Origin of the sequence: Bradyrhizobium sp. 155 (genome assembly GCF_023101105.1) — a bacterium.
Taxonomy (GTDB): domain Bacteria; phylum Pseudomonadota; class Alphaproteobacteria; order Rhizobiales; family Xanthobacteraceae; genus Bradyrhizobium; species Bradyrhizobium canariense_D.
Window position 1 is genome coordinate 204,211 of the sequence record NZ_CP064705.1, and the last position, 22,389, is coordinate 226,599.

Consider the following 22,389-nt stretch of genomic DNA (forward strand, 5'->3'; position numbering starts at 1 on the left):
GCGGCGGCACATCGTTTTACACGGGAGAAGCTCATGATTGGAATCGTTCGGCTCGCCTTGCGGCGGCCCTATACATTCGTCGTCATGGCGGTGCTGATCCTGATTTTTGGTACGGCGTCGGCGCTGCGGACCCCGACCGACATCTTTCCGAACATCAACATTCCCGTCATCAGCGTGGTGTTCAGCTATACCGGCCTGCCTGCCGACGACATGGCCGGCCGCATCGTCACGTTCTACGAGCGGTCGCTGCCCAACAGCGTCAACGATATCGAGCACATCGAATCCCAGTCAATCGTAAACTACGGGATCATCAAGATCTTCTTTCAGCCGACCGTAAACATCAATGCCGCGCTGGCGCAGGTCAACGGCATGTCGCAGACCGTGCTGAAGCAGATGCCGCCCGGCATTACGCCGCCGTTGATCCTGAGCTTCAACGCCTCGAGCGTGCCGATCCTGCAGCTCGCGCTTTCAAGCGACAAGATGTCGGAGACCCAGATTTTCGACTCGGCACTCAATTTCATCCGCCCAGCGCTGGCGCCGGTTCCAGGCGCCGCGTTGCCGCTTCCCTTTGGCGGCAAGGTGCGCCAGGTCCAGGCCGATCTCAATCAGCAGGCGCTGCATCAGTACGGCGTTTCCGCCAACGATGTGATCAACGCGCTTTCGCTGCAGAACCTGATCACGCCGGTGGGAACGCAGAAAATCGGCTCCTACGAATATACCGTCAATTTGAACGACTCGCCGAAGGCGGTGCAGGCTTTCAACGACCTTCCGGTCAAGACCGTCAACGGCACCGTCATCTATATGCGGGACGTCGCCTATGTGCATGATGGCAGTCCGCCGCAGACCAATGCCGTTCACGTCAACGGTGCCAGCGCCGTTCTGCTGACGATCATGAAGTCGGGCGCCAGCTCAACGCTCGACATCATCAACGGCGTCAAGCGCCTGCTGCCATCGGTGTCGCAGACGTTGCCAAGCAGCCTGAAGTTGACCGCGGTGGGCGATCAGTCGGTTTTCGTGACCGATGCGGTATCCAGCGTGGTCAGAGAAGGCGTGATCGCGGCGGCACTGACGGGCGCGATGATCCTGCTGTTCCTTGGTAGCTGGCGCTCGACGTTGATCATCACGCTCTCGATCCCGCTGGCGATCCTGGCGGCGTTGACCGGCCTTTCGCTGTTGGGCGAAACCATCAACGTCATGACGCTCGGCGGCCTGGCGCTCGCGGTCGGTATTCTGGTCGACGACGCCACCGTCACCATCGAGAACATCAACTGGCATCTTGAGCAGGGCAAGGAGATCGAGCCCGCCATTCTCGATGGCGCCCAGCAGATCGTGGTGCCGGCGACCGTCTCGCTGCTTTGCATTTGCATCGCCTTCGTGCCGATGTTCGGGCTTGGCGGCGTCGCCGGTTATTTGTTTCGGCCGCTTGCCGAAGCGGTGATGCTGGCGCTGGCCGCTTCCTACGTCCTGTCACGCACGCTGGTCCCGACGCTGGCGAACTATCTGTTGCGCAATCAACACGTCCACGGCTCGTCCGATGAGGCTGCCCACGCAAAGGCCAGCCGCAATCCGCTCGCGCGCTTCCAGCGCGGTTTTGAGCACATGTTCGAAAACGTGCGAAAAGTCTATCTCGGCCTGCTGCAGCTCTGCCTGGGGAACCGGATCAAGGTGATCGCCGGATTCATGGCTTTCAGCATCCTGTCGTTCGGCCTCGCACCCTCACTCGGCCAGGACTTCTTCCCGACCGTCGACGGCGGCCAGATCAAGCTGCATATCCGGGCCCCGACGGGAACGCGGATCGAAGAGACGACCAGCCTGACCGATCGGATCGGCGCGGCCATTCACGGCATCATTCCGTCCAACGAACTCGGCGGCATCGTGAGCAATATCGGGCTTTCGGTCTCCGGCATCAACATGGCCTACAACAATTCCGGCACCATCGGCGTCGGCGACGCCGACATCCTGATCAGCCTCAAGCCCAACCATGCGCCGACCGACGACTACATCAAGACCATGCGGGAAAAACTGCCGCAGCAATTTCCGGGTACCAGTTTCGCCTTCCTTCCGGCTGATATCGTCAGCCAAGTGCTCAACTTCGGCGTGCCGGCGCCGATCGACCTGCAGGTCGCCGGCAGCGACCTTGCGGCCAATCGCAAATATGCCAATGCGCTGCTGACGAAAATCAGGGCGATTCCGGGGATCGCGGATGCGCGCATCCAGCAGGCGTTTCAGCAGCCGACGCTGGACGTCAATGTCGACCGCTCGCTGACCTCGCTGGTGGGCCTGACCGAAAAAGACGTCGCCACCGCGATGCTGACGACGCTGTCGGGAAGCTCGCAGTCCGCTCCGACCTATTGGCTCAATCCGGCCAACGGCGTGTCGTACGCGGTATCGGTGCAGACCCCGCAGCGGGATATCGACAGCATGACCGGCCTGCAAAACATTCCGGTGACGTCGGCCGCGGCCGCCAATACCCAGCTGCTCGGCGGCCTGGCGCAGGTCCAGCGCGCCAACAGCAATGCGGTGGTGTCGCACTACAACGTTGCGCCTGTGATCGACATCTATGCAACGCCGCAGGGACGCGATCTCGGCGCACTGGCATCGGATATCCGGACCGCCATCCACGACACCGCAAAGGATCTCCCCAAGGGCGCAAGCTTCGCACTGCGTGGCCAGGTGAGCACGATGACAAGCGCCTATCAGCAGCTGTTCGTCGGCCTCGCGGCGGCGATCGTGCTGATCTATTTGCTGATCGTCATCAACTTCCAGTCCTGGGTCGATCCGTTCGTCATCGTCATGGCGCTGCCGACCGCACTGGCCGGGATCGTCTGGATGCTGTTCGGCACCGGCACGACGCTTTCGGTTCCCGCGCTGACCGGCGCCATCATGTGCATGGGGGTGGCGACGGCCAACAGCATTCTGGTGATCAGTTTTGCCCGCGAGCAGATGGCTGCCGGTGCGAAAGCGATGGCAGCGGCGTTCGAGGCGGGCGGTTCGCGGTTTCGTCCGGTGCTGATGACGGCGCTCGCCATGGTGATCGGCATGCTGCCGATGGCGATCGAGCCCGGACAGAACCAGCCGCTGGGGCGGGCCGTGATCGGCGGGCTGATCTTTGCCACCTGCGCGACGCTGTTTCTGGTGCCCACGATCTTCAGCCTGGTGCATGGCCGGAAAGCCCCGCGCGGCAAGTGAGCCAGACGGCGCAACGATACAATCGCATTGAGTGGAGACAAGTGAAAATGCCCTCGGAAGACATCAAAGCGCCGGGTCGGAAAAGCCTTTTGACGGCTGCGGCTGCCGCGGTCCTGATTGCCGGCATCGTGCTCAGCTATGGTTTCATCGGCCGCGCGCAGAGCAAGCAGGAGGTGGTGGACTGGACCAACACCCATGCGATCCCCACCGTTGCGCTCGCCGGACTGATCCCCGGCAGCTCGCATCAGACGCTCACGTTGCCGGGCAACATCCAGCCGTTCAACCGGGCGGCGATCTTCGCGCGCGTCAACGGTTACGTGAAGAACTGGGACCACGATATCGGATCGCCGGTCAGGGCAGGCCAGGTGCTGGCCACCATCGATGCGCCCGATCTCGATCAGCAGCTCGGCCAGGCCAAGGCGACACTGGCAAGCGTCAGGGCCAATCATCAAATCGCATCGCTGACCGCCAACCGCAATAACATTCTGTTGCAAAAGCAGATCGTCGCCCAACAGCTGGCGGACCAGACCGACGCCGACGCCAAGGCGAAGGAGGCCGTTGTCGACGCCAACGAGGCCAATGTCAGGCAACTTGAGGCCATGCAATCGTTCAAGACCCTGGCCGCCCCATTCGACGGCGTCGTGACCGCCCGCAACGTCGAGCTCGGGATGCTGATCAACTCGGGCGGCTCCGGACAGCCGCTGTTCGAGGTGTCCGACCTGCATCGCGTTCGCATCTACGTGCAGGTGCCGCAATCGTTCACGGCAGGGCTGACCGTTGGCATGAAAGCAACGTTCGAAATGCCGCAATACCCGGGCGCGCAATTCGAGGCGACGCTGTCGCATGTCTCGAAGTCGATAAATCAAAACTCGCACAGCATGCAGGTCGAGCTGCAGGCCGACAATGCCGCCGGCAAATTCTTCGGTGGCAGCTATTGCAACGTGCATTTCGAGATTCCGACCGACGCCAATTTGGTCAAGGTTCCGTCGACCGCGCTGATCACCGGCAACCAGGGCACGCACATCGCGACTCTCGACAGCAATGACAAGGTCGTCCTCAGAAGCGTGCAACTCGGTCGCGATCTCGGTGACAGCGTGGAGGTGGTGGCCGGATTGTCGCCGGCCGATCGGATCATCAACAACCCGCCGGAGACGCTGGCTGCGGGCGACGCGGTTCGGGTGGCGCAAGCGACATCGCAGGCCGCCGCTCCGGCACCGCCGCCGCCATCGTCCAAGCAATGAGGCGCATGTCATGCGGACTCATGCAGCTATCCCCTTCGGCACGCGCGACGTCAGGCTGGATTTGTTTCGCGGGCTGGCGAACTGGGCGATCTTTCTGGACCACATTCCTCATGAAGTGCTGAATTGGACCACGAGCAGGAATTACGGCTTCAGCGATGCCGCCGATCTCTTTGTATTCATCTCGGGCTACACGGCAGCCCTCGCGTTTGGACGAATCATGGTCGAGCGCGGCTATCTGGCCGCAGCGTCGCGGCTGTCAAAGCGCGCTTTCGAACTCTATGCCGCCCACATCGTGGTGGTCGCCATCTATATCGCGGTGATTGCGTGCGCCTCCCGCGAATTTCTTGATCCAGACGACCTGAACCAGTTCAACGTCGCTATTTTCCTGAACATGCCGTTCCGGGAATCCATCCAGGCGCTGGCATTGCGATACAAACCCGTCAATCTCGACGTGCTTCCGCTTTATATTTTGTTGTTGAGCGTGTTCGCGCCGGCGCTGTGGCTGATGGTTCGCAAGCCGAACTGGATATTGGCTGGCTCGATCGTCATATATTTTGCCGGCAGGCATTTTGGCTGGAATCTGGCCGCTTCTCCGTCGGGCTCCTGGTATTTCAACCCATTCGCCTGGCAACTGCTTTTTGTTCTGGGCGCATGGACAGCCCTTGGCGGCGCCCGGGCCCTGCAGTCGATCCTCGGAACGGGGGCGGCGTTCCGGCTCGCGATCGGCTACCTTTTATTCGCTTTTGTCGTGACGACGGCCATTCGGTCTCCAGATATCGGCGGCCTTGTTCCGCATTGGATGCTGCAGCCATTCGATCCCAACGATAAGACCAACCTCGCGCCTTACCGTGTCCTTCACTTCATCGCGCTCGCTGTGGTGGTGACCTGGTTCCTGCCTCTGGATTCGCCAATCCTGCAGTGGCGCGCGTTGGCGCCGCTGGCCCAGTGTGGCCGAAAGTCGCTCCAGGTCTTTTGCACTGGCATCGTCCTGTCGTTTTGCGCCCATGCCGCGATCGAACTGAGCCTGAACGCGTTGTGGATACAAATTGCCGTTGGCGTGATCGGAATATCGCTGATGACAGCAGTCGCCTATTGCGGGACGCGGTCAAAGGAACGGGATCGCGCGCTTTCTTCGCCGGTTCGAATTGGAGAACTCGCATGATCGCCAATTGGGGACTGATCTGGCCGGCCATGACGGCGGCGTTCCTGGCCTCGCTGGTCGAGGCGGTCGAAGCTCTGACGATCGTGCTGGCTGTGGCGACCGTGCGCGGCTGGCGACCGGCCGGGCTCGGCGCGCTCGCCGGTCTTGCGGTGCTGGCGCTCATTGTCGTGGCGCTCGGGCCGCTGCTGGATCATGTTCCGCTGCACCTGCTCCAGTTCGTGATCGGGGTCCTGCTCCTGCTGTTCGGCATGCGCTGGCTGCGAAAGGCCATCCTGCGCGCGGCTGGCGTTATCCCGTTCCACGATGAAGCGGCGGCGTTCGCGACCGAGACGGCAGAATTGCGCGAGCAGGCTCGCCGCAACGAGGCGCGCCTCGATTGGCTCGCGGCCATCACGACCTTCAAGGCGGTTCTCCTCGAAGGGCTTGAAGTCGTGTTCATCGTAATTGCAGTGGGTGCCGGTCGCGGAATGGTCCTTCCCGCGAGCGCCGGCGCTAGTGCGGCGTGTCTCGGCGTTGCGGTTGTCGGCCTTGCCGTCCATCGGCCGCTGGCGCGGGTTCCGGAAAACACGCTCAAATTCGCCGTCGGCATTATGCTGTCCGCGTTCGGCGTGTTCTGGACCGGTGAGGGACTCGGAGTGGCTTGGCCCGGCGGCGATTTCGCGATCGTCGGATTTGCGGCGATGTTTCTGGCTGCCAGCAGCGCAGCCGTCGTGCTCGCCCGCCGGCCGAAAACGGGGGCCTTGTCATGATGATTCTGCTGCGGGAACTGGCCGGGCTGTTCGTCGACGACGGGGCGCTCGCGCTCGCGATTCTGGCGGTCGTCAGTCTTGCAGGTACGCTAGCAGTGCTGATGCCTGATACGCCGTTGGCAGCGGGCGCTGTCTTGTTGTTCGGCTGTCTCGCCGCGCTGGTTTCGAGTACCTGCCGACGCTAATCGCGCGCGCTAAGCGCATCCCGATTGATGGACATCTACATGAATCGGCGTTGGGCCGTGCGGGATCGGCATCATAACCAACTGATTGACTTTGATTCTGCGGGCAATGTTGGGGGCCGCTTCGCACCGGTGAGCACTTGGCGTCGGTACCACTGCGTCCACCGCCGCCGGCACAAACTGTACTTCGTCAGCTTCGGAATGACCGCCTGCTGCTTCTCGCAACTGACTTCGCCAGCCAAACAGCTGCTGCGGCGACAATCCGACGGCTCCGGTGAAGACTTCAAGCCGCCGCACCAGCTCCGTGATGGCAGTATGCACTGCGTCCATTCTAAGTCTAACGGCCGAAACCGAACCGCAGACTCGCAGATCACACCGTCATCCGGTAGGTGGCCGCTGAACTGCCCTTACGTTTGAACTGTCGGGCAGCGCTGCGCCGATCCCGGCACGCTAAGCAAACCGAATGCAGCGGCACCGAGATTGTCGCTTGATAAGGCGCCGCAGCGATGTCGCAAGGTTCTATGACGCCGACACAATGAGCGACTTGGAGTTCTGCCATGAACGAGCTTTCTCGGCCGCAAATCGTTGCGGGCGTCCGATCAAGTAGCCTTGCAACTCGTCGCAGCCCTCCTTAATGAGCAATGACATCTGGTCCTTTGTTTCGATCCCTTCCGCCAGGACCGGCACACCCAGCCCATGGGCGAGCCCGATGATCGCGCGAACGATAGCCAATGATCGCTCGCTCTGTCCCAACGAGGCGACGAAGGAGCGGTCGACCTTGATCCTGTCGAGAGGGAATGCCTCAACATAGGACAGCGAGGAATACCCGGTCCCGAAGTCGTCGAGCGCGATCAGGATCCCCAGACTCTTGAGCGATTGCATCGTCCTCTTGGCGCGCGAGACGTCCTCGATCAGGACGCCTTCGGTGATCTCGACCTCCAGGCGCGCAGGCGCGAGCCCGCTTTCACGCAGCGCCCTGCGGACCTGTGCATCGAGGTTTTCCCTGCGGAACTGCGCGGCCGAGACGTTGACCGCGATCCTGAAGGGCTGGTCCCACGATGCGGCCTCACGGCAGGCCTCCATCAGCACCCAGTCGTCGATCTGGGCAATCGAGCCACTCCGCTCCGCGACTGGGATGAATTCTCCGGGAGGGATGATTCCGCGATCGGGATGCCGCCAGCGAACGAGGGCCTCGTAGCCGGTAGTGTGCCCATCGCGGTGTTGCTGAGGCTGATAATCCAAATAGAGCTCCCCGCGTTCGACGGCGAACCGCAGGTCATGCTCGAGCGCACGGCGCTCGCGGAGCTGCTGGTCCATCGCGCTCGTGAACAGCCGGATCGCGCCCCTGCCCTCGTGCTTGGCGCGATAGAGCGCTGCATCTGCGTTCGCGAGCAGAGAAACGACGTTATCCGCATCTCTGGGAAACAGCGCCGCGCCGACGCAGAGGTCCAGCTTCAGACCATGACCATCGACTACGATCGGATCCTCGAATGCAGCCCGCATCTTGGTCGCGAGGAGTTCCGCGCTTCCCGACATCGGCTCTTCTTCCGTAATGCCGATGAACTCGTCGCCGCCCACCCGCGCTACGTAGCAGCCTTGCGCGGCTTCCTGAAGGCGCCGTGAGGCTTCGCGCAGCACGGCATCTCCGACCGCATGCCCGAATAGGTCGTTGATCTCCTTGAAGTGATCGAGGTCGATACACAGCACGGCGAAGCCGGATCCGGTGACCTCGGCCCGCTCGAGCGCAGCCGAGAGGTGCTGATTTAAGGCTGTCCGATTGGGCAGCTCGGTGAGAACATCATGGGAGGCCAGATAGCTGATCCTCTCCTGGGCGCGGTTGCGCTCGGTAATGTCGAACGCCACGCAAACATGGGCTAAACGTCCCTCGTACTGGAGCGGACGAGACTCGATCGCGACCTGTATGAGATCCCCGCCAGCGGTTCTGTGCAGTTCAAAGTCCACAAGGTCATCGGATGCTCCGCACTCCAGCTGCTGCTCGGACATCAGAAGTAGATCCTCGCGCCGATAGCCGTAGTGCCGGCACATCGCTGCGTTCACCGCGAGCAATTGCCGGGTTGCTGTATCGACCACCCACATGGGCAGTGGATTCTCCTCGAAAAGGAGCCGGAACGAGGCCTCCCGACGCTTCAGGTCGGTGATATCGATCCGGACCCCGATGCTGCCTCCATCAGCCGTGCGTCGCTCCTCCACTCGGATCCAGCGATCGTCGGGCAGATGCTGCTCGTGCGAGTATCTTGGCAGAGCATGGTGTGCCAAGCGTTCAGTGAGCCATTCATCCTCTCGGCCAATCGCCTCCGGATATTGCTGCCGCGCCAGTCCAGCCCGGAGGATGCTTTCGAACGGTGCGCCCGCCGCAAGCGCTTCGTGGCTGGCAGCATAGAATTCCGCGTATTGGCTATTCCAAAGGACCAGTCGATCATCCTTGTCAAAGACGGCGAGGCCTTCAGGAACGACCTCGAGCGCCTCGGTGAGATGGGTGTGAGCGGCGCGGGCGGCAGCCTCGGCCTGTTCGGCCGCAGCCGAGGCTTGGGCAAGAGCCATCTCGGTTCGATGCCGCTCCGTGATGTCCTCGTGCGTGGCAACCCAGCCTCTGCCCTCCATGGGGCGGTGCCGGATGCGCACAATCCGTCCATTCGTCAGCTCGACGGTCGTATCTGAGTCTTGGGCGATCACCGGGTCACTATTGCGCCAGACCAGATACTCCTCCTTCGAGATCTTCGGTGCGCTGCCGGCCGAGTACCTGAGATCGACGATGTCATTCAGCTTCATCCCGGGCCGCACGACTTCTGGATCCAGATCGTAAATCTTCAGATACCTCCGATTACAGACGATCAGACGCTGATCATCGTCGAAGAAGCATAGGCCCTGGGACATGTTGTTAAGGGCCCGATCGAACCGTTCAGCCAGGGCGGTCGCGGTCTGCTCCGCGGCTCTTGCGCGCTCCCCTTCCTGGATCAGGCTGCTATGAGCTTGGATCAGTTGGACAAACGAGCGAAAGTTGGTGTTGATCATCCGGCCGAGCAGCACGAGCAACAACAGCAAATTGATCCCGAGCGAGATCATGATCCCGTCACCCGAAGCGAGCAGCACGGTCGCGATTGGGGTGCCGGCAATCAGCATGGTCAGCAGGGACGCCGCTGGAAAGCTGCCGAGGCAGTAGGCCGTGCCGATGCACCCCATGAAGACGAGCAAGGCGATCGGCGCGCGAAGGCCGGGATCTACGGTCGCGAACAGGGCCAGAATCCAGACAACAAAGCCCGCATTGAGTAGCACCGCGACAACGCGAGTTCGCCTGAGCTCACGGTGCGCCTGCTCCGGCGTGACATCGACCGTTTTCAAGCGGAGCCACTGAACCAACCGGAGCAGGCACAGCGCGAGGAGAGCGGTTGGCAGGCCGAATCTGAGCCAGGCCGATACAGTTAGGGGGAGGACCAGGCCTACACTGATACTATCGACCAGCAGCACAGCGTAGAGAACTGGAACCTGCTTTCGCAAAATCCGGAATTGCTCGACGACCAGCGAACGACCGAGCGGATCCGTTGTATCGCCCACGGCGAACGCGGCACGTAGTCGCGCGAATAAATCCATCGAGATTGTCCTACCCCCTTCAGAACTTAGGCGGGAGAGACGAACGACGGGTAAAGCCGTTTGGTATCCCGCGGCTTAATGGCTTGCTTGCAACTGCAAGCTCTTCAGCAGCGGCGAGGCTCAACTTAGCGCAGTTTCCCGTCGTCTCAAAAATCCAAGGTGGTCCTGAGACCGAACGCCGAGCCGTTCCTCAGGGCCTTACAGCGAGCGGCCCCGGAAGCGTGGCACCGCCGTCGGGATGGACGGTGTATTGGAAATTGGGCTGAACGGTCCAGGCGTCCTTAATTTTAATTTAATAGAGCGCGGCCGGAAGTCGTTCAAAGCTTCGCACGCGGCCAATTTGGATCAACCCGGGCTCCCCGATAGCCCAAATCGAGTGCCTGCGCCCGCTTTGAGACGTGAGCGTACCGGCTGCGATGCAACTTGTCGTCAGGATGGTAAGCGCGCAAACCGACGAGCTCGAGGCCCGGCGTAGAGATCGATAGCATTGCGGTCGGCGCCGCCGCCGGCAACCCTGGCGATCCCGCGGTCATCGTTTGCGGGACGGGATCGATCTGCTGCTTGAAGGCCGCCCGGCTGCCGAGATCGCGCGACATTAGCAGGGGCTCGCGCCGTTTGGCAGGACGGCAAACGATACGCAGTTCGAGCCCGCCGCTGACGAGGCGAAGTGCCGCCAGCCTCCGAACTTGATTGGCCTGTCAGGTCCGGATCGCCCTTGTTGATCCAGGCGTACCGGACGTGCCCGAGCAGAATGGGCGGATCGTTGACGTGAAAATCACCTCCGTAGCGTTCCGCTCCTGCGGATCGCCCGGACCGACGCCGCCTTGGGGCACCTCGAGATCGACATGCACCGACGAAGCGGCAACTCAACTCATCCTTGCACGCATCCTTCGGAACGCCGCGACGAACCATGTGCGCACCGCGAGGATTGCAGTCCAAAGCTTGGCAAACCACGGGATGGTGAGCAGTTTTGGCTTGACGATGACGAAGAGCCGTTCGACCACGACCAGACTGAGAAGATAGCACGTTGCGATCATCGCCGTCCCGGCGATCCAGTGACCTTCCCCGGCAACGGCGACCGCGACCAATTTCAACGGCTCTACGGTCGCCGTCGGCACCGCCAACAGAAATAGCGATTGGTAGGGTCCAAGATTTTCGACCCGTCGTTTAAGGCTCATGAGCAGCTCCTGATTCTTCAACTGCGCAGCGAGCGGCGACGTTCCATGCTCGGAACATTTGCCGGTCTTTCCCCTTCGGGGGCACAATGGCGATCGAGGAGTTCGGGCATGGAGAAAGATGTCGCGATGCCTGCTGGCGGCCACGATAGCAACGGGCGCATGCGCGGCGACCACGGTGCTGACGGTCGCGCCGACGGAAAGTTGGAGGGTGACGTTGGGCCTCGGAGATGCTGATGAAGGAGTTCATGAAAGGTCGCTGGGTTCGCCCTGGACGGCAGCCGCTGGGACGGCATCTATGTCGGCCGGCAGAAGGGCGACGAGTTCATCTATGCCGGCGCGGTCGACCACGGCTTCGAATGCGATTACCGGCGTCAAGGAAGCCGCCGATCACGTCTTCGAGGTGGCAAAGACCGAGATGAAACAGCGCGCGGATGATCTTGGCGAAGGTACCTGACACCCAAGCAGCGGGCGAAGCTGATCGTGAACGGAAGGCGGCTTACAAAGATCCATTCGGAGACAAAGAGGGGTGGCGACCGCCGATCTAAATCCCAAGTTCGTGTTCGAAATCGAAAGCCTTTCGACGATACGTCGCAAAAAGCGAACGATCTCGGACAGCCCTCGCTCGCGGCGCGACCCGCGCCAAGGCACTCGGGCCTGACCTTGACCGCGTCGCCGGGACGTCGCCGGACAAGGGAGCCGAGCTCGACGCCCTCGCCGCCATGCAACCCGAGGGCCAGGCGCCAATATGCGCGTGGGCTGCCGCAGCCTTCTCGGCGAGGACACTGAAAGAGCGGCCCGGCGTTCGCCTCGCGCGCCGCTCCCGGGTCAGCCGCCGCCACGTCCTTTTCGAGGTGGGTCGCTTCGCGAAGCTCCGAATAGTTGACGCAGATGGCGAACGGAGGCGGCGCCGAGGTTCTGGAAGCTCAGCAGATCGGCATCGGCCATGTTCCGGACCTCGCCGACAGTCTTGACGCCCTCGATCTCGAGCGCATTGCGAAGACGGGACGGCAACTCAATTTGATCAAGAGGGGCTTCGTCTGAAAAGTGAATGGGCACAACGGGGTTTGGTGAAGAAGACGGCTAGCATTACAGTTGCTTTTGTTGCGGGCTTCTGAATCCATGGGCAACCATGATTCGAATGTCGTGGGCGCGGGCCGCGTCGGTTGAGGCGACGCTTGCGTTGTGGGCGGCGTCGCTTCGAGAGATCAAGCAACGGATACGTCCGTTGTTCACGCAAGAGCGTGTTGCGACGAATGCAGGTCTGTTCCTGGAAGGTCTGCTCGGAGATGAGCAGCGCAAGACCGGTTGGATGCGCGCGGAGGCGGCTGGCGATCCCGGCCCATGGCGGCAGCAGGCGATTCTGGGTCGTGGAGACTGGGACGCTGATGCCCTGCGCGATATCGTGCACGACTATGTCATCGAGCATTTGGCGGATGACGATGCGGTGCTCGTGATCGACGAGACCGGTTTTCTCAAACAGGGCAAAGCGTCATGCGGAGTGGCGCGGCAATACACTGGTTCGGCAGGAAAGATCACGAACTGCCAGATCGGCGTCTTCGCTGCCTACGTTTCGCGTCATGGCCATGCGTTCATCGATCGCGCGTTGTATCTTCCGAAGGAATGGACCGACGATCCAGATCGTCTGGAAGCCACATATGTGCCTGCCGATGTCGGCTTTGCGACCAAACCAAAGCTTGCGACGAGAATGATCGCACGCGCGATAGCCGGGTCTGTACCATTCAAGTGGGTTGCCGGTGATACCGTCTACGGTGTTGGCAACATCGAACAGCAACTACGTCGGGCAGGCAAAGGCTACGTGCTTGGGGTCAGCAGCGCTCATGTGTTTCGATCCTGGGGCAAGCGACCGCCGGTCGCCGGTACGGCTGCAGACCTCGCCCGGACGCGGCGCTCATCCGACTGGAAGCGCCTGTCGGCGGGAGCCGGAACCAAAGGACCGCGGCTGCACGATTGGTGTTATCTCGAATTGGCGGATCTCGAGGCCGAGCAGTCCAACAGTGCAAATGACGGTTTGTGGACACGCGGTCTACTGATCCGTCGTCGCATTGCCGATGATGACCTCGCCTTCTTCACCACCTGGTGCCCAGCGGGAACAGCCATTGAAACGCTGGTCGCGGTCGAAGGCCATCGATGGGCGATCGAGGACAGCTTTGAAACGGCGAAAAACGAGTTCGGGCTCGATCACAACGAGAGCAGATCCTGGCATGGCTGGCACCGTCATGTGTCCTTGGTGATGCTCGCCTTCGCCATGATGGCCGCGATCCGACATCGCGCTAATCCGCCACCGCCCAAAAAAACGAAACGGCGCCCCCCGGCAAAAGCCAAAACATAACCACCCCACCACTGATCCGTTGGTCAATCCAGGAAATCCGCCGCATTGCTATCAGACTTGCGCGGAAGCGGATTCAACCCGCACACATCATCGCATGGTCCTTCTGGCGCAGAGCTCACCAGGCTGCCGCTCAACGCGCCCACTTCAAATCAAAAAAGCAACTGTAATGCTAGGGTCTGTACCTAATTAGCGAGTTCTGATTCCCTGGTGCCAAGTTGATTCGGCACGGGGGACTTCGATGCGCAAAGGACTGTTCTGGCTCAACGACAAGCAGTGGGCTCAGATAGAGCCGCATCTGCCAACGAACCAGACCGGCCCGGCGCGCGAAGACGATCGACGCATTATCAGCGGTATCATTCACATGCTCCAGTGCGGCGCACGCTGGCGCGATTGCCCGTCCGACTATGGCCCTTACACGACGATCTACAATCGGTTCAATCGCTGGGCTAAGCGCGGACATTGGCAGGCGATCTTTGAAGCGCTCGCCCGCTGCGGCAAGGACCGAGTGGCTTTGTCGATCGACTCCACCTCGATCAAAGCGCATCGCTCGGCGAGCGGCGGAAAAGGGGGGAGTGTGAGCAGGCGATCGGCCGCTCGCGCGGTGGGCGGACCACGAAAATCCACGCGCTGAGCGACCCTGATTGCAAACCTTGCGCATTTCATCTCACTCCGGGACAAGCCGCAGACATTGCCGCAGGGCCGGCCCTTTTGAAGCTCGCGCCGCCCATGTCTTCCCTCATTGGGGACAAAGGCTATGATGGCGACGGCTTTCGCGCCGAAATCGTCAATCGCGGCGCGAAACCCGTCATTCCAAACAAATCCAACCGGGTAACCCTCCACAGCTTCAGCAAGCGCCTCTATAAAGGGCGCAATGTTATCGAGCGCTGTTTCTGCCGGCTCAAGGATTTCAGGCGTGTTGCTACTCGCTACGACAAACTTGCCAGAAACTTCTTGGCCGCCGTCCACCTCGCCGCTCTCGTCGCTTATTGGATCAATTGAGTCTGAACCCTAGTATGTGATTAGGCGCAAAACCTGACGGCAGCCTTACCGCTGCGCCTCGGTGGCCATCCAGCATAGCCGCCTTCGGGCGCGCAGGTAATCCTAGTAGCGGATGGTTGGGTCCACGTTCCGGGCGGCCTTGAACGCGGCCTTGAAGTCGAATAGTTCGCCGCACGGCCTCCATCTTCTCGATGGCGGCGTGGAAGGCCGCCACCGCGGCGCGAGCGCCCTCTAGAGAGCCTGGCCACCATCTCCTCGAGCTTACGCGCGATGACAAGGGGCTTGCCTGGACGGAGTGCTTCCAATCGTACAGGTGATAGCTGAGGCGGAAGTGATCGCCGCGGATGCAGCAATAGACGATGCGGCCGGCTGGTCGTCGACGGTCGCATCGTCCGCCGCGCCGATGGGCCCGGCCTCCGTCGATCCAGATCGCCGCGACGCCGCCGGCGCGGAGGTAATTGTCAGCCAGGTCGTCGTCGTGGCGAGCCTTGCCAATGTCGCCCAACACGATCCGTGGTTTGCGTCGATCGCGTCAACCCTGTCTCCGTTTTTACCGCCTGACACGGCGATCATGCATGGCCCCTGCCAGAATACCGACTGCCACGCCCATGATGATGATCCAGACAACAAGTCCCGCGTACCAAGGAAGCACGTTGGTCATCGTCACTCCTCCTGGTCTACGCCGACCGGCGCTCTCGTGGCGTCCGCCCCCTCCTCCCGGGACGCCCCTTGCGATCATTGACGCGACGTTGCGGCGTATTGGAAAGCGGCGGGGGACCCCTCGACGGCGCGTCATCGATCAAGTCATCAAGTGTCGGCTCGTGCTCGGCTGGTGGACGCTCCAGCGCGGCGAGAAAGGCCCTGCCCGCGTCGGTTATGCGCCACTCGCCAGGCTCGCGCACAATCAGCTTCTTGCCGAAGATGTCCACGCTGCCGCCGGCACGGGTCTCCATGCGCTTCATCCGCGCCGTCCATTCCGGCCCGCTGGTCATGAGCACGGCAAGATAGCGCTTCAGCTCTTCGAGCGTCGCCCGGCCGCTGGGATGGCCGTCCAGAACCTTGAGGATAGTGAGCTGAAAACTCAACGCCACACTCCGCAACGAAATCATTAAAATATGATAATGAGCCTACATCGGACCATGCGGCTGTCCAGAACGAATTGGCAAGAGAACCCGCATTCTGGGCCTTCCTCCCGCTCAGCACCGACCTTGCAAATGCCAAGACCGAAGCATTAGGCTTGCCCCGCCAAGCTCGCCGGCCGCGGGCTCGGCCCAAAGGGCCGCTCGGCGTCCTCCGCTTACCGGGCGGCCCGGGGCCGAAAGGGTCTTGGCGACCGTTCTCGCAGGCCTCATCGGGCAACCGGATGTGGCTCACAGCTTCATTCGGCTGTCCAACACCGAGACCTATCTGAGGCTGAAGAAATGAACGCGTCGGGCACGCCGCCGCCTGCCGCCGCTCGCCGCGATCTTCACCTCGATGAGCAGGCGATGACGGTCGCGGCGTTGATGGCCAGAACACGATCACGGTCCGCCTGGCCAAGCTGCTCGGCCATATTGCTCGCGGGCAGCAAGGTCGGGATCATCGCCTTGAGCCGCTTGCCGCACGCCCAATCCCACGCCTCCCACAGCGCCGTCATCGCGTCCTTGATCGTCGCACCATATGTACGCTTGCGCTCTCGACGTGCTGCAGCTGCGCAGGCCCAGCCATTGAGCGTCGCCGGAGTGCGCGCACCGCGCTGCTGCAGTGATCGGCGAGAAGTTGTCCAGTCGTCGCGCGAGGAGAACACCATCGGCGGCAACGCGCCCTTCCCGGGGTTCATCGAGCCGCCCGTCTCACCAGGGGTAGCGTGCCTGTCTCATTGCCCCAGCGGCCTCCAGCCCGTGTCTGCTGCTAATCTGCAAGACTGGCTGAGCCCAGTACAAGAGCAGCTATGGGCATGCCCAGGATAGCAAGCCGGAGCTTGCTAAGAGCCGGCCAAATGGCGTTGCCGCCCTAGCTGTGGTCCCGCGCTGGCCAGCGCTCCGCCACCTGAACCTTTACGCTGACCGTTCAGACGAATGAATGTCCGGGATTTTGCTAATCCCTCTCGGGGCTGGAACGCCGCCTGCGCTTCATTTCAAGCGGGCGGCGTTTTCTTACGGCGTTCGTGGAGCTTGCGGTGCCCTCCGCCCGCCCAGCGGGCAACAAAACGGCCCCAGCGGGGGGCTGCAGGCTGGGGCCGCCATTCCATCCCGGACAATAATCGGCGGTAAGGCGTCCGGGGTAGGACAAGTTCCAGAGGAACCAGAGGTTCCATGTGGCCTTAAAGAACGGGCCCGGTGTACCCTGGAGGACGGGCCGATCGCTGAGCAGCCGGAAAGGAGTTGTTCGGCTACAAGGCCGCACCGTACAGGATCGGCAGGGCTGACCTTGATGCCGATCAAGCACCTGAATGTTAAGCGGCTTCTTGAGGCCGTTCGCGCAGTGACATGGCAGACCTACGTTTTGCCTGCCCGCGACAAAACTCCGGCTGCAACCTCCATGATCGTGCCGCCCACGATTGACTCTGGGCGCGTGTCAAAGGACGATCCCCGCCGCCGGCAATGGGGCGAGGCTACTCAATGATGGATCGGACGAACCTGCGCTATCTTCTGCGTCTGCTTGAACATGGTGCGCGTTTCGCGGGATCGTGAGCACGGATTTCAGCGCATCGTGAGCAACGATTTCAGAGGATCGTGAGCAGCGATTTCAGGCGATCGTGAGCAACGTTTGGCGGTGCCGGACGCTTCGACCGACAACTCAACCGGGCTACGGATTTCTCATTCAACCAATGAGGAAGCCTGATGCCTACCGAGAGATTGTCGATGCGCCGGATCCGAGAAGTTCTACGTTTGAGGCACCAGGGCCTGACCGAGCGCGTCATCGCGCGGACGTTGGGAGTGAGCAATGGGGTCGTACACGGTTATGTGCGTCGCGCCCGCCTTGCGGGGCTGACCTGGCCGCTGCCGGAGGGCCTGGACGACGAGAACCTTGAACTGCTGCTGTTTCCGGCGCCGACGGCAGCCTCGCAAAGCGACCGGCGCCCGACACCGGATTGGGCTTATGTCGAGAAGGAGCTGCGCCGCCGCAGCGTGACGCGCCTGCTGTTGTGGGAAGAGTATCGCGCCGCCAATCCGGACGGCTTTGGCTATACCTGGTTTTGCACGACGTTCGAGGCCTGGAAGCAGCGGGCCCGGCCAAGCATGCGTCAGACCCACGCCGGTGGGGAGAAGGTATTCGTCGATTTCGCCGGCGACACCATCGATATCTTCGATCCCATCACCGGCGAAGTGCGCGCCATGAAGCTGTTCGTCGCGGCGATGGGGGCCTCGAACTACACCTATGCCGAGGCCTGCCCAAGCGAGAGCCTGTCCGACTGGATCGGCGTGCATGCCAGCCTGTTCAGGTATCTCGGCGGCGTGCCGAAGTTCGTGGTCTGCGATAATCTCAAGGCCGCCGTGACCAACCCCGATCGCTACGATCCCGGGATCAACCGCACCTATGCTGAGATGGCCGGCCATTACGGCACCGCGATCCTGGCGGCCCGGCCGAGGCGACCAAAGGACAAGGCCAAGGTTGAGGTCGCAGTCCAGATCGCCCAGCGCTGGATCCTGGCCCGCCTGCGCAACCAGCGCTTCTTTTCCCTGGCGGAGCTCAATACCGCCATCCGCGGGCTCGTCGTCGAACTCAACGCCCGCCAGATGCGCGGCTTCGGCTCCAGCCGGACCGAACTGTTCGCCGAGATTGATCGCCCCAGGTTGAGAGAACTGCCGGACCAGCCCTACGTCTTTGCGCGCTGGAAGCGTTGCCGTGTCGCCCCAGATTATCACGTCGAGATCGACGGCCATTGGTATTCCACCCCTTACCGCCTGATCCGTGAACTCGTCGATGTCCGTATCGCCGACAAGACCGTCGAGGTCTTCCACAAGGGACAGAGGATCGCCAGCCACGCCCGTGCGCCCAACCGGCGCGGCCACACCACGATTGCCGATCATATGCCCAGCGCCCACCGCCGCTACGGCAAATGGACACCGGGAGGGCTGATCGCCGCCGGCGAGAAGATCGGTCCATCGACGGCGGCGTTCTTCCAGGTCGTCATCGAAGCCCGGCCGCACCCCGAGCAAGGCTTTCGCACCTGCCTCGGTATTCTGTCGCTGGCCAGGAGCTACGACCATGCGCGCGTCGATGCCGCCTGCCGACGCGGCATCCTGATCAAGGCTCGCTCCGTCGCCTCGATCCGTTCGATCCTCAAGAGCGGCCTCGATCGCGCTTTCCTCGACGAGACGTCCGACCACCAGCCCCTGCGCCACGGCAACATCCGCGGTCAGGGCTATTTCCACTGAACCAGGGAGACTCCAATGCTGACACACCCCACCCATGAACGGCTGATCACGCTTGGCTTGACCGGAATGGCCAAAGCCTTCGAGGAGCAGCGACGATCACCGGACCTCGACGCCCTGCCGTTCGAGGAGCGCATCGGGCTTCTCGTCGATCGCGAAGCCGCCGAGCGCGACACCAAACGTGTCACGACCCGTCTCAAGTTCGCCGCGCTACGCCAGAGCGCATGCGTGGAAGACGTCGATTTGCGCACGCCACGCGGCATCGACCGCAGCGTCTTCGCCAGACTCGTCGGCGGCGACTGGATCGACCGCAACGAGAACCTGCTCATCACAGGGGCAACCGGGCTCGGCAAAAGCTGGATTGCCTGCGCCCTCGGCCACAAGGCCTGCCGCGACAATCGTTCGGTCCAGTATCACCGCGTCCCGCGCCTGTTCGAGGCGCTCGCCCTGGCTCGCGGCGACGGCCGATATGGCCGGCTGCTCAAAACCATCGGCCGCGTTCAACTTCTGATCCTCGATGATTGGGGCCTGTCAGTTCTAAATCCGCCCGAACGGCGCGACCTTCTGGAGATCCTCGATGATCGCCACGGTCGCGCCTCCACCATCGTCACCAGTCAGGTCCCTGTTGAACATTGGCACGACGTTATCGGCGACCCAACCCTCGGCGACGCCATCCTGGATCGCCTCGTTCACAACGCTCACCGTCTGCAACTCTCCGGAGAAAGCATGCGAAAGCAGAACGCCCGCAATCAAACTCTTGACGCCAACTCAAACCCCTGAACCAATCACCCATGTCGGTCAAAGCCGCTGCTCACCATCGCGCGAAACAGCTGCTCACGATCGCCTGAAATCGCCGCTCACCATCAGCGAAATGCGCAAACATGGCCCATTTGAACGTCGCCCGCGCGGTGGCTGGCGCTTCGGCACCAAGGTGATCAGCGACGCGGTTGTCGAACGGCTGCTCGTCAGCGGTCGAGTCGAGATAGTCGGCTTGACGCTGCAACTCGCAGCAATGCCACCCTCAGGGCCGAGCCGATCCCGGAACGAACGACCGTCAGCAGGATTGCCTTTCTCGCAGTAGGAGTTGCGTCATGCGTCATGCGCCGTCCATCGTGCCGCTGGATCGGCTCGACCGGGACATCTACCTCGTCCTGGAGGATTTCGGTGCCCGGGCCGGCTGCTCATGGCGCGAGACCGACGAGCAGGACACCGACTTCGAGACGATCATCCGCGACCTCATCACGGGCCAGTACGCCTATCCGGTCCGGATCGTGGCTTTCAACGCCGTTGATGGCTGGTCGCGCGACGCCACCAGCGAGGTCGCAGATGAGCTTGGTGAGCGCGCCGCGGGCAACGCCGAGATCACGCCAGCCCTGCGCGCCTTCATCGAAGCGAATGCTACCCGGCCGTTTGCTGTCCAACTGGCACTTCCACTGCGCGGAGCTGTGTGAGCATGGCGCCCCTGGCCGCCGCCTCGAGCAGAGCTATGACGACGCCATGAACGCACTGGCCAACTACCTGACACGCGAGGACGACGCGCAGACCACGGTCGATTGGCTGCACCGCATCCTGGATCGCGACGGCCTCCGCGACGCTATCACCGAGGTCTTGGTTGACGCGAGGGTGCATCCGCGGCCGAGAGCTGACGTGCCGGAATAGACGGTCTGGCCAGGGCAACCGTCAGAAGCCGTGCATTAGCAGGTCAGCTCGTGACGCGATCGCTGCCCGATGTCCAAGAACGGGGAACAGGCGACCTCCCGTATGAAGTTGAGCTACACGGCCGTAGCCCAATCGACCGAATGCCGCCCTGGCCGCTGCGGCAGGATAGGGACGAGCAGACAATTGCAGCGAGAATGACCACGGAAGCTAAAGGACGACTCAGGGAGAGCCCGCCATTGACTGGCTTGCGCGCGCGACATTCCAACAGCGAGGCCCAGCTGCGGCGTGTCATGGAGACCTATATCGAACTGGGTCGACAACCCGATCACTTCCGCTCGCTCTATTCGATGCGAGGGCCGCTGAGAGATTCGCTAGCCCTTAACTGATTGCCTGCTAAGAGCTGCACTCTGCTTTGCAGTTGGAGCGCAAGGCCGCCAAAATGAGCAGGTCAACCGAGGTGTTTCGATCGGAGATCGTTGCGGTATCGACGATCGGCGTCGCCGCGATGCTCTTTTTTGGGGATCTCTGGCTATGAGGCCTGCTCCGCCTTGACGGCGGCAACGGCCAGCATCGCGTCGCCGATCATGTTGCCCTGTGCCTTCAGGGTATTGCCGGCGCCGACGATATCCCGGACCTCTTTGTTCTGGCTGAGCTTCGACTTGCCGACCAGGCGTGTGATCTCGATCTCGATGCCGACGATCATCTTGAGCATCGTGTCGATGTAGTCCTTGGGGCTGTCGGTCATCTTCCAAGGATTGGCCTGTTTCGCCTCATGAATGCGCGTCAGGCGCGCGACCATGCCGCGGACGTAACGCTCATCATCGCGGATCGTGACACGTCCGTACACATGCGCAACCATGTAGTTCCACGACGGGACCTGCTTCTTGAACTCGACCTTGCTCGGATACCAGTTCGGCGCGATGTAGGCATCCGCGGCGCGGAAGACGATCAGAACCTCATCACCGGTGGCGAGATCCTGCCAAACAGGGTTCGCACGAGCTACATGCGAATGAAGCACGCCCTGCTGACCTTCGTGCGCATGCAGTTCGAACGGAATATGATTCGCGTCGAGTCCACTCTTCCCGTTCGTAAAGAGGATGCCGAGCGGATTATTTTCAATGAGATCGTGAAGCACCTCGGCGCGAGCCTCAACGAAGTGCGGAGGGACGTACATGACAACTCCTTGGCTATTGCAGGACGCTGTGCACCCTTAGGTCGCGCAGCATCAACAGGCTTGGTTCAGACCTCGGTCATCTGGGCAGATCCAATCTGCGGGCACGTCCTCCCAGCGGGTGCCGGGCGGAATGCCCTCGTCAGGCCATCCGTCTCGCTCGTTGTAAATGAGCCCGCACAGCGCACACATCCAGGTCTTGTAGACAGGCGCATCGCCCGCGATTTCCGTGTTCACGTGAGCAGTTTCGTTGCTCATGACAACTTCCCCTATTCCTGTGGCAGGTTCATCACCTCCGTTTAGGGCAAGGCTGGCCTATCCAACAGTGCCAGATGACTGCAGTTTTACCGGACCAGTATCTTGCCTGCGATACTACTCTTCCTTTTGTTTCGCCGATCGTGATCATCACCTGCACCTTGCGTTTGCTGGCGTGCCGATGCTGCGCCATCGCGCGGGTAGCGCGTTCGTCGAGATACGCCTCATCTTGGGGCTCTTGTTGCCTGGAGTGCCTGTCGTCTTTATTGGCCCGCGAAGCGACCTGC

Annotated in this window: 21 protein-coding genes and 1 pseudogene; 12 read left to right on the plus strand and 10 right to left on the minus strand. The window is 61.8% G+C overall.

The window, feature by feature from the left end:
* Nucleotides 1-33: 33 nt before the first annotated feature.
* The 5 genes from IVA93_RS38420 (at nucleotide 34) to IVA93_RS38440 (ending at nucleotide 6,526) form a co-directional block, all read left to right on the plus strand.
* Complete coding sequence (locus IVA93_RS38420) at nucleotides 34-3,189, plus strand: efflux RND transporter permease subunit (protein ID WP_247790085.1); 3,156 nt, start codon at nucleotides 34-36, stop codon at nucleotides 3,187-3,189.
* 89 nt (nucleotides 3,190-3,278) lie between these two features.
* Nucleotides 3,279-4,430, plus strand: coding sequence for an efflux RND transporter periplasmic adaptor subunit (locus IVA93_RS38425; protein ID WP_247790086.1), 1,152 nt, complete (start codon nucleotides 3,279-3,281; stop codon nucleotides 4,428-4,430).
* Between the two features lie 10 nt (nucleotides 4,431-4,440).
* Entirely contained in the window at nucleotides 4,441-5,592 is a 1,152-nt protein-coding gene (locus IVA93_RS38430; RefSeq protein WP_247790087.1) for an OpgC domain-containing protein, read from the plus strand.
* Nucleotides 5,589-6,341 (plus strand): COG4280 domain-containing protein, encoded by a 753-nt coding sequence (locus IVA93_RS38435; protein ID WP_247471542.1) that lies wholly within the window; start codon nucleotides 5,589-5,591, stop codon nucleotides 6,339-6,341. Before IVA93_RS38430 ends, IVA93_RS38435 begins: the two co-directional genes overlap by 4 nt.
* The gene (locus IVA93_RS38440; RefSeq protein ID WP_247369999.1) at nucleotides 6,338-6,526 is read left to right on the plus strand and encodes a hypothetical protein; all 189 of its coding nucleotides are present in this window, start codon (nucleotides 6,338-6,340) and stop codon (nucleotides 6,524-6,526) included. The genes IVA93_RS38435 and IVA93_RS38440 overlap by 4 nt, the downstream gene beginning before the upstream one ends.
* Before the next feature lie 9 nt (nucleotides 6,527-6,535).
* Here the strand turns inward: IVA93_RS38440 and IVA93_RS38445 are convergent, their stop codons facing one another.
* The 5 genes from IVA93_RS38445 to IVA93_RS38460 all read right to left on the minus strand — a co-directional run bounded on the left by IVA93_RS38445 (nucleotide 6,536) and on the right by IVA93_RS38460 (nucleotide 11,331).
* Complete coding sequence (locus tag IVA93_RS38445; RefSeq protein ID WP_247532218.1) at nucleotides 6,536-6,853, minus strand: hypothetical protein; 318 nt, start codon at nucleotides 6,851-6,853, stop codon at nucleotides 6,536-6,538.
* Between the two features lie 189 nt (nucleotides 6,854-7,042).
* On the minus strand, nucleotides 7,043-10,132 hold the full coding sequence (locus IVA93_RS38450; protein ID WP_247790088.1) for an EAL domain-containing protein: 3,090 nt from the start codon (nucleotides 10,130-10,132) through the stop codon (nucleotides 7,043-7,045).
* Nucleotides 10,133-10,322: 190 nt separating this feature from the next.
* On the minus strand, nucleotides 10,323-10,424 hold the full coding sequence (locus IVA93_RS41445; protein ID WP_524536889.1) for a hypothetical protein: 102 nt from the start codon (nucleotides 10,422-10,424) through the stop codon (nucleotides 10,323-10,325).
* A gap of 25 nt (nucleotides 10,425-10,449) precedes the next feature.
* Complete coding sequence (locus IVA93_RS38455; protein ID WP_247790089.1) at nucleotides 10,450-10,728, minus strand: hypothetical protein; 279 nt, start codon at nucleotides 10,726-10,728, stop codon at nucleotides 10,450-10,452.
* A gap of 270 nt (nucleotides 10,729-10,998) precedes the next feature.
* Nucleotides 10,999-11,331: a hypothetical protein gene (locus tag IVA93_RS38460; RefSeq protein WP_247282248.1), complete on the minus strand. Its 333-nt coding sequence runs from the start codon at nucleotides 11,329-11,331 to the stop codon at nucleotides 10,999-11,001.
* Nucleotides 11,332-11,638: 307 nt separating this feature from the next.
* Here IVA93_RS38460 and IVA93_RS40840 point away from each other — a divergent pair, with 307 nt between their 5' ends.
* Nucleotides 11,639-11,764 carry a hypothetical protein gene (locus IVA93_RS40840; RefSeq protein ID WP_256469940.1) on the plus strand — a complete coding sequence of 42 codons (126 nt, stop codon included), beginning with the start codon at nucleotides 11,639-11,641 and terminating at the stop codon, nucleotides 11,762-11,764.
* A 371-nt stretch (nucleotides 11,765-12,135) separates the two neighbouring features.
* On the opposite strand, the gene IVA93_RS41450 is transcribed toward IVA93_RS40840, so the two are convergent.
* A complete protein-coding gene (locus tag IVA93_RS41450; protein WP_354264545.1) occupies nucleotides 12,136-12,366 on the minus strand; it encodes a DNA-directed RNA polymerase subunit alpha C-terminal domain-containing protein in 231 nt (76 codons plus the stop codon).
* 73 nt (nucleotides 12,367-12,439) lie between these two features.
* Here IVA93_RS41450 and IVA93_RS38475 point away from each other — a divergent pair, with 73 nt between their 5' ends.
* Together IVA93_RS38475 and IVA93_RS38480 are read left to right on the plus strand one after the other, a co-directional pair.
* Entirely contained in the window at nucleotides 12,440-13,660 is a 1,221-nt protein-coding gene (locus IVA93_RS38475; RefSeq protein WP_247285483.1) for an IS701 family transposase, read from the plus strand.
* Between the two features lie 238 nt (nucleotides 13,661-13,898).
* Nucleotides 13,899-14,659, plus strand: a pseudogene (locus IVA93_RS38480) (IS5 family transposase).
* A gap of 677 nt (nucleotides 14,660-15,336) precedes the next feature.
* Here IVA93_RS38480 and IVA93_RS38485 read toward each other — a convergent pair.
* The gene (locus tag IVA93_RS38485; protein ID WP_245288443.1) at nucleotides 15,337-15,750 is read right to left on the minus strand and encodes a hypothetical protein; all 414 of its coding nucleotides are present in this window, start codon (nucleotides 15,748-15,750) and stop codon (nucleotides 15,337-15,339) included.
* A gap of 377 nt (nucleotides 15,751-16,127) precedes the next feature.
* Nucleotides 16,128-16,457, minus strand: a complete 330-nt coding sequence (locus tag IVA93_RS38490; RefSeq protein ID WP_247789950.1) for a hypothetical protein — start codon at nucleotides 16,455-16,457, stop codon at nucleotides 16,128-16,130.
* Nucleotides 16,458-17,481: 1,024 nt separating this feature from the next.
* Here IVA93_RS38490 and istA point away from each other — a divergent pair.
* The 4 genes from istA to IVA93_RS38510 all read left to right on the plus strand — a co-directional run bounded on the left by istA (nucleotide 17,482) and on the right by IVA93_RS38510 (nucleotide 20,676).
* Nucleotides 17,482-19,020, plus strand: coding sequence for an IS21 family transposase (istA, locus tag IVA93_RS38495; protein WP_247789951.1), 1,539 nt, complete (start codon nucleotides 17,482-17,484; stop codon nucleotides 19,018-19,020).
* Nucleotides 19,021-19,035: 15 nt separating this feature from the next.
* Complete coding sequence (istB, locus tag IVA93_RS38500; protein ID WP_247365695.1) at nucleotides 19,036-19,797, plus strand: IS21-like element helper ATPase IstB; 762 nt, start codon at nucleotides 19,036-19,038, stop codon at nucleotides 19,795-19,797.
* Nucleotides 19,798-20,108: 311 nt separating this feature from the next.
* On the plus strand, nucleotides 20,109-20,468 hold the full coding sequence (locus IVA93_RS38505; protein ID WP_018456539.1) for a hypothetical protein: 360 nt from the start codon (nucleotides 20,109-20,111) through the stop codon (nucleotides 20,466-20,468).
* A gap of 46 nt (nucleotides 20,469-20,514) precedes the next feature.
* Complete coding sequence (locus IVA93_RS38510; protein ID WP_247360206.1) at nucleotides 20,515-20,676, plus strand: hypothetical protein; 162 nt, start codon at nucleotides 20,515-20,517, stop codon at nucleotides 20,674-20,676.
* 529 nt (nucleotides 20,677-21,205) lie between these two features.
* Here the strand turns inward: IVA93_RS38510 and IVA93_RS38515 are convergent.
* Nucleotides 21,206-21,850 carry an FMN-binding negative transcriptional regulator gene (locus IVA93_RS38515; protein WP_247789952.1) on the minus strand — a complete coding sequence of 215 codons (645 nt, stop codon included), beginning with the start codon at nucleotides 21,848-21,850 and terminating at the stop codon, nucleotides 21,206-21,208.
* 51 nt (nucleotides 21,851-21,901) lie between these two features.
* On the minus strand, nucleotides 21,902-22,105 hold the full coding sequence (locus tag IVA93_RS38520) for a rubredoxin (protein WP_247789953.1): 204 nt from the start codon (nucleotides 22,103-22,105) through the stop codon (nucleotides 21,902-21,904).
* Nucleotides 22,106-22,389: the final 284 nt, after the last annotated feature.

Coding starts and splice junctions, on each gene's coding strand:
- IVA93_RS40840 (WP_256469940.1), top strand. CDS start 11,639: ATGCCGGCGCGGTCGACCACGGCTTCGAATGCGATTACCGGCGTCAAG.
- IVA93_RS38445 (WP_247532218.1), bottom strand. CDS start 6,853: ATGGACGCAGTGCATACTGCCATCACGGAGCTGGTGCGGCGGCTTGAA.
- IVA93_RS38420 (WP_247790085.1), top strand. CDS start 34: ATGATTGGAATCGTTCGGCTCGCCTTGCGGCGGCCCTATACATTCGTC.
- IVA93_RS38515 (WP_247789952.1), bottom strand. CDS start 21,850: ATGTACGTCCCTCCGCACTTCGTTGAGGCTCGCGCCGAGGTGCTTCAC.
- IVA93_RS38440 (WP_247369999.1), top strand. CDS start 6,338: ATGATGATTCTGCTGCGGGAACTGGCCGGGCTGTTCGTCGACGACGGG.
- IVA93_RS38450 (WP_247790088.1), bottom strand. CDS start 10,132: ATGGATTTATTCGCGCGACTACGTGCCGCGTTCGCCGTGGGCGATACA.
- IVA93_RS38435 (WP_247471542.1), top strand. CDS start 5,589: ATGATCGCCAATTGGGGACTGATCTGGCCGGCCATGACGGCGGCGTTC.
- IVA93_RS38430 (WP_247790087.1), top strand. CDS start 4,441: ATGCGGACTCATGCAGCTATCCCCTTCGGCACGCGCGACGTCAGGCTG.
- IVA93_RS38520 (WP_247789953.1), bottom strand. CDS start 22,105: ATGAGCAACGAAACTGCTCACGTGAACACGGAAATCGCGGGCGATGCG.
- IVA93_RS38475 (WP_247285483.1), top strand. CDS start 12,440: ATGATTCGAATGTCGTGGGCGCGGGCCGCGTCGGTTGAGGCGACGCTT.
- istA (WP_247789951.1), top strand. CDS start 17,482: ATGCCTACCGAGAGATTGTCGATGCGCCGGATCCGAGAAGTTCTACGT.
- IVA93_RS38505 (WP_018456539.1), top strand. CDS start 20,109: ATGCGTCATGCGCCGTCCATCGTGCCGCTGGATCGGCTCGACCGGGAC.
- IVA93_RS38510 (WP_247360206.1), top strand. CDS start 20,515: ATGAACGCACTGGCCAACTACCTGACACGCGAGGACGACGCGCAGACC.
- istB (WP_247365695.1), top strand. CDS start 19,036: ATGCTGACACACCCCACCCATGAACGGCTGATCACGCTTGGCTTGACC.
- IVA93_RS38455 (WP_247790089.1), bottom strand. CDS start 10,728: ATGTCGCGCGATCTCGGCAGCCGGGCGGCCTTCAAGCAGCAGATCGAT.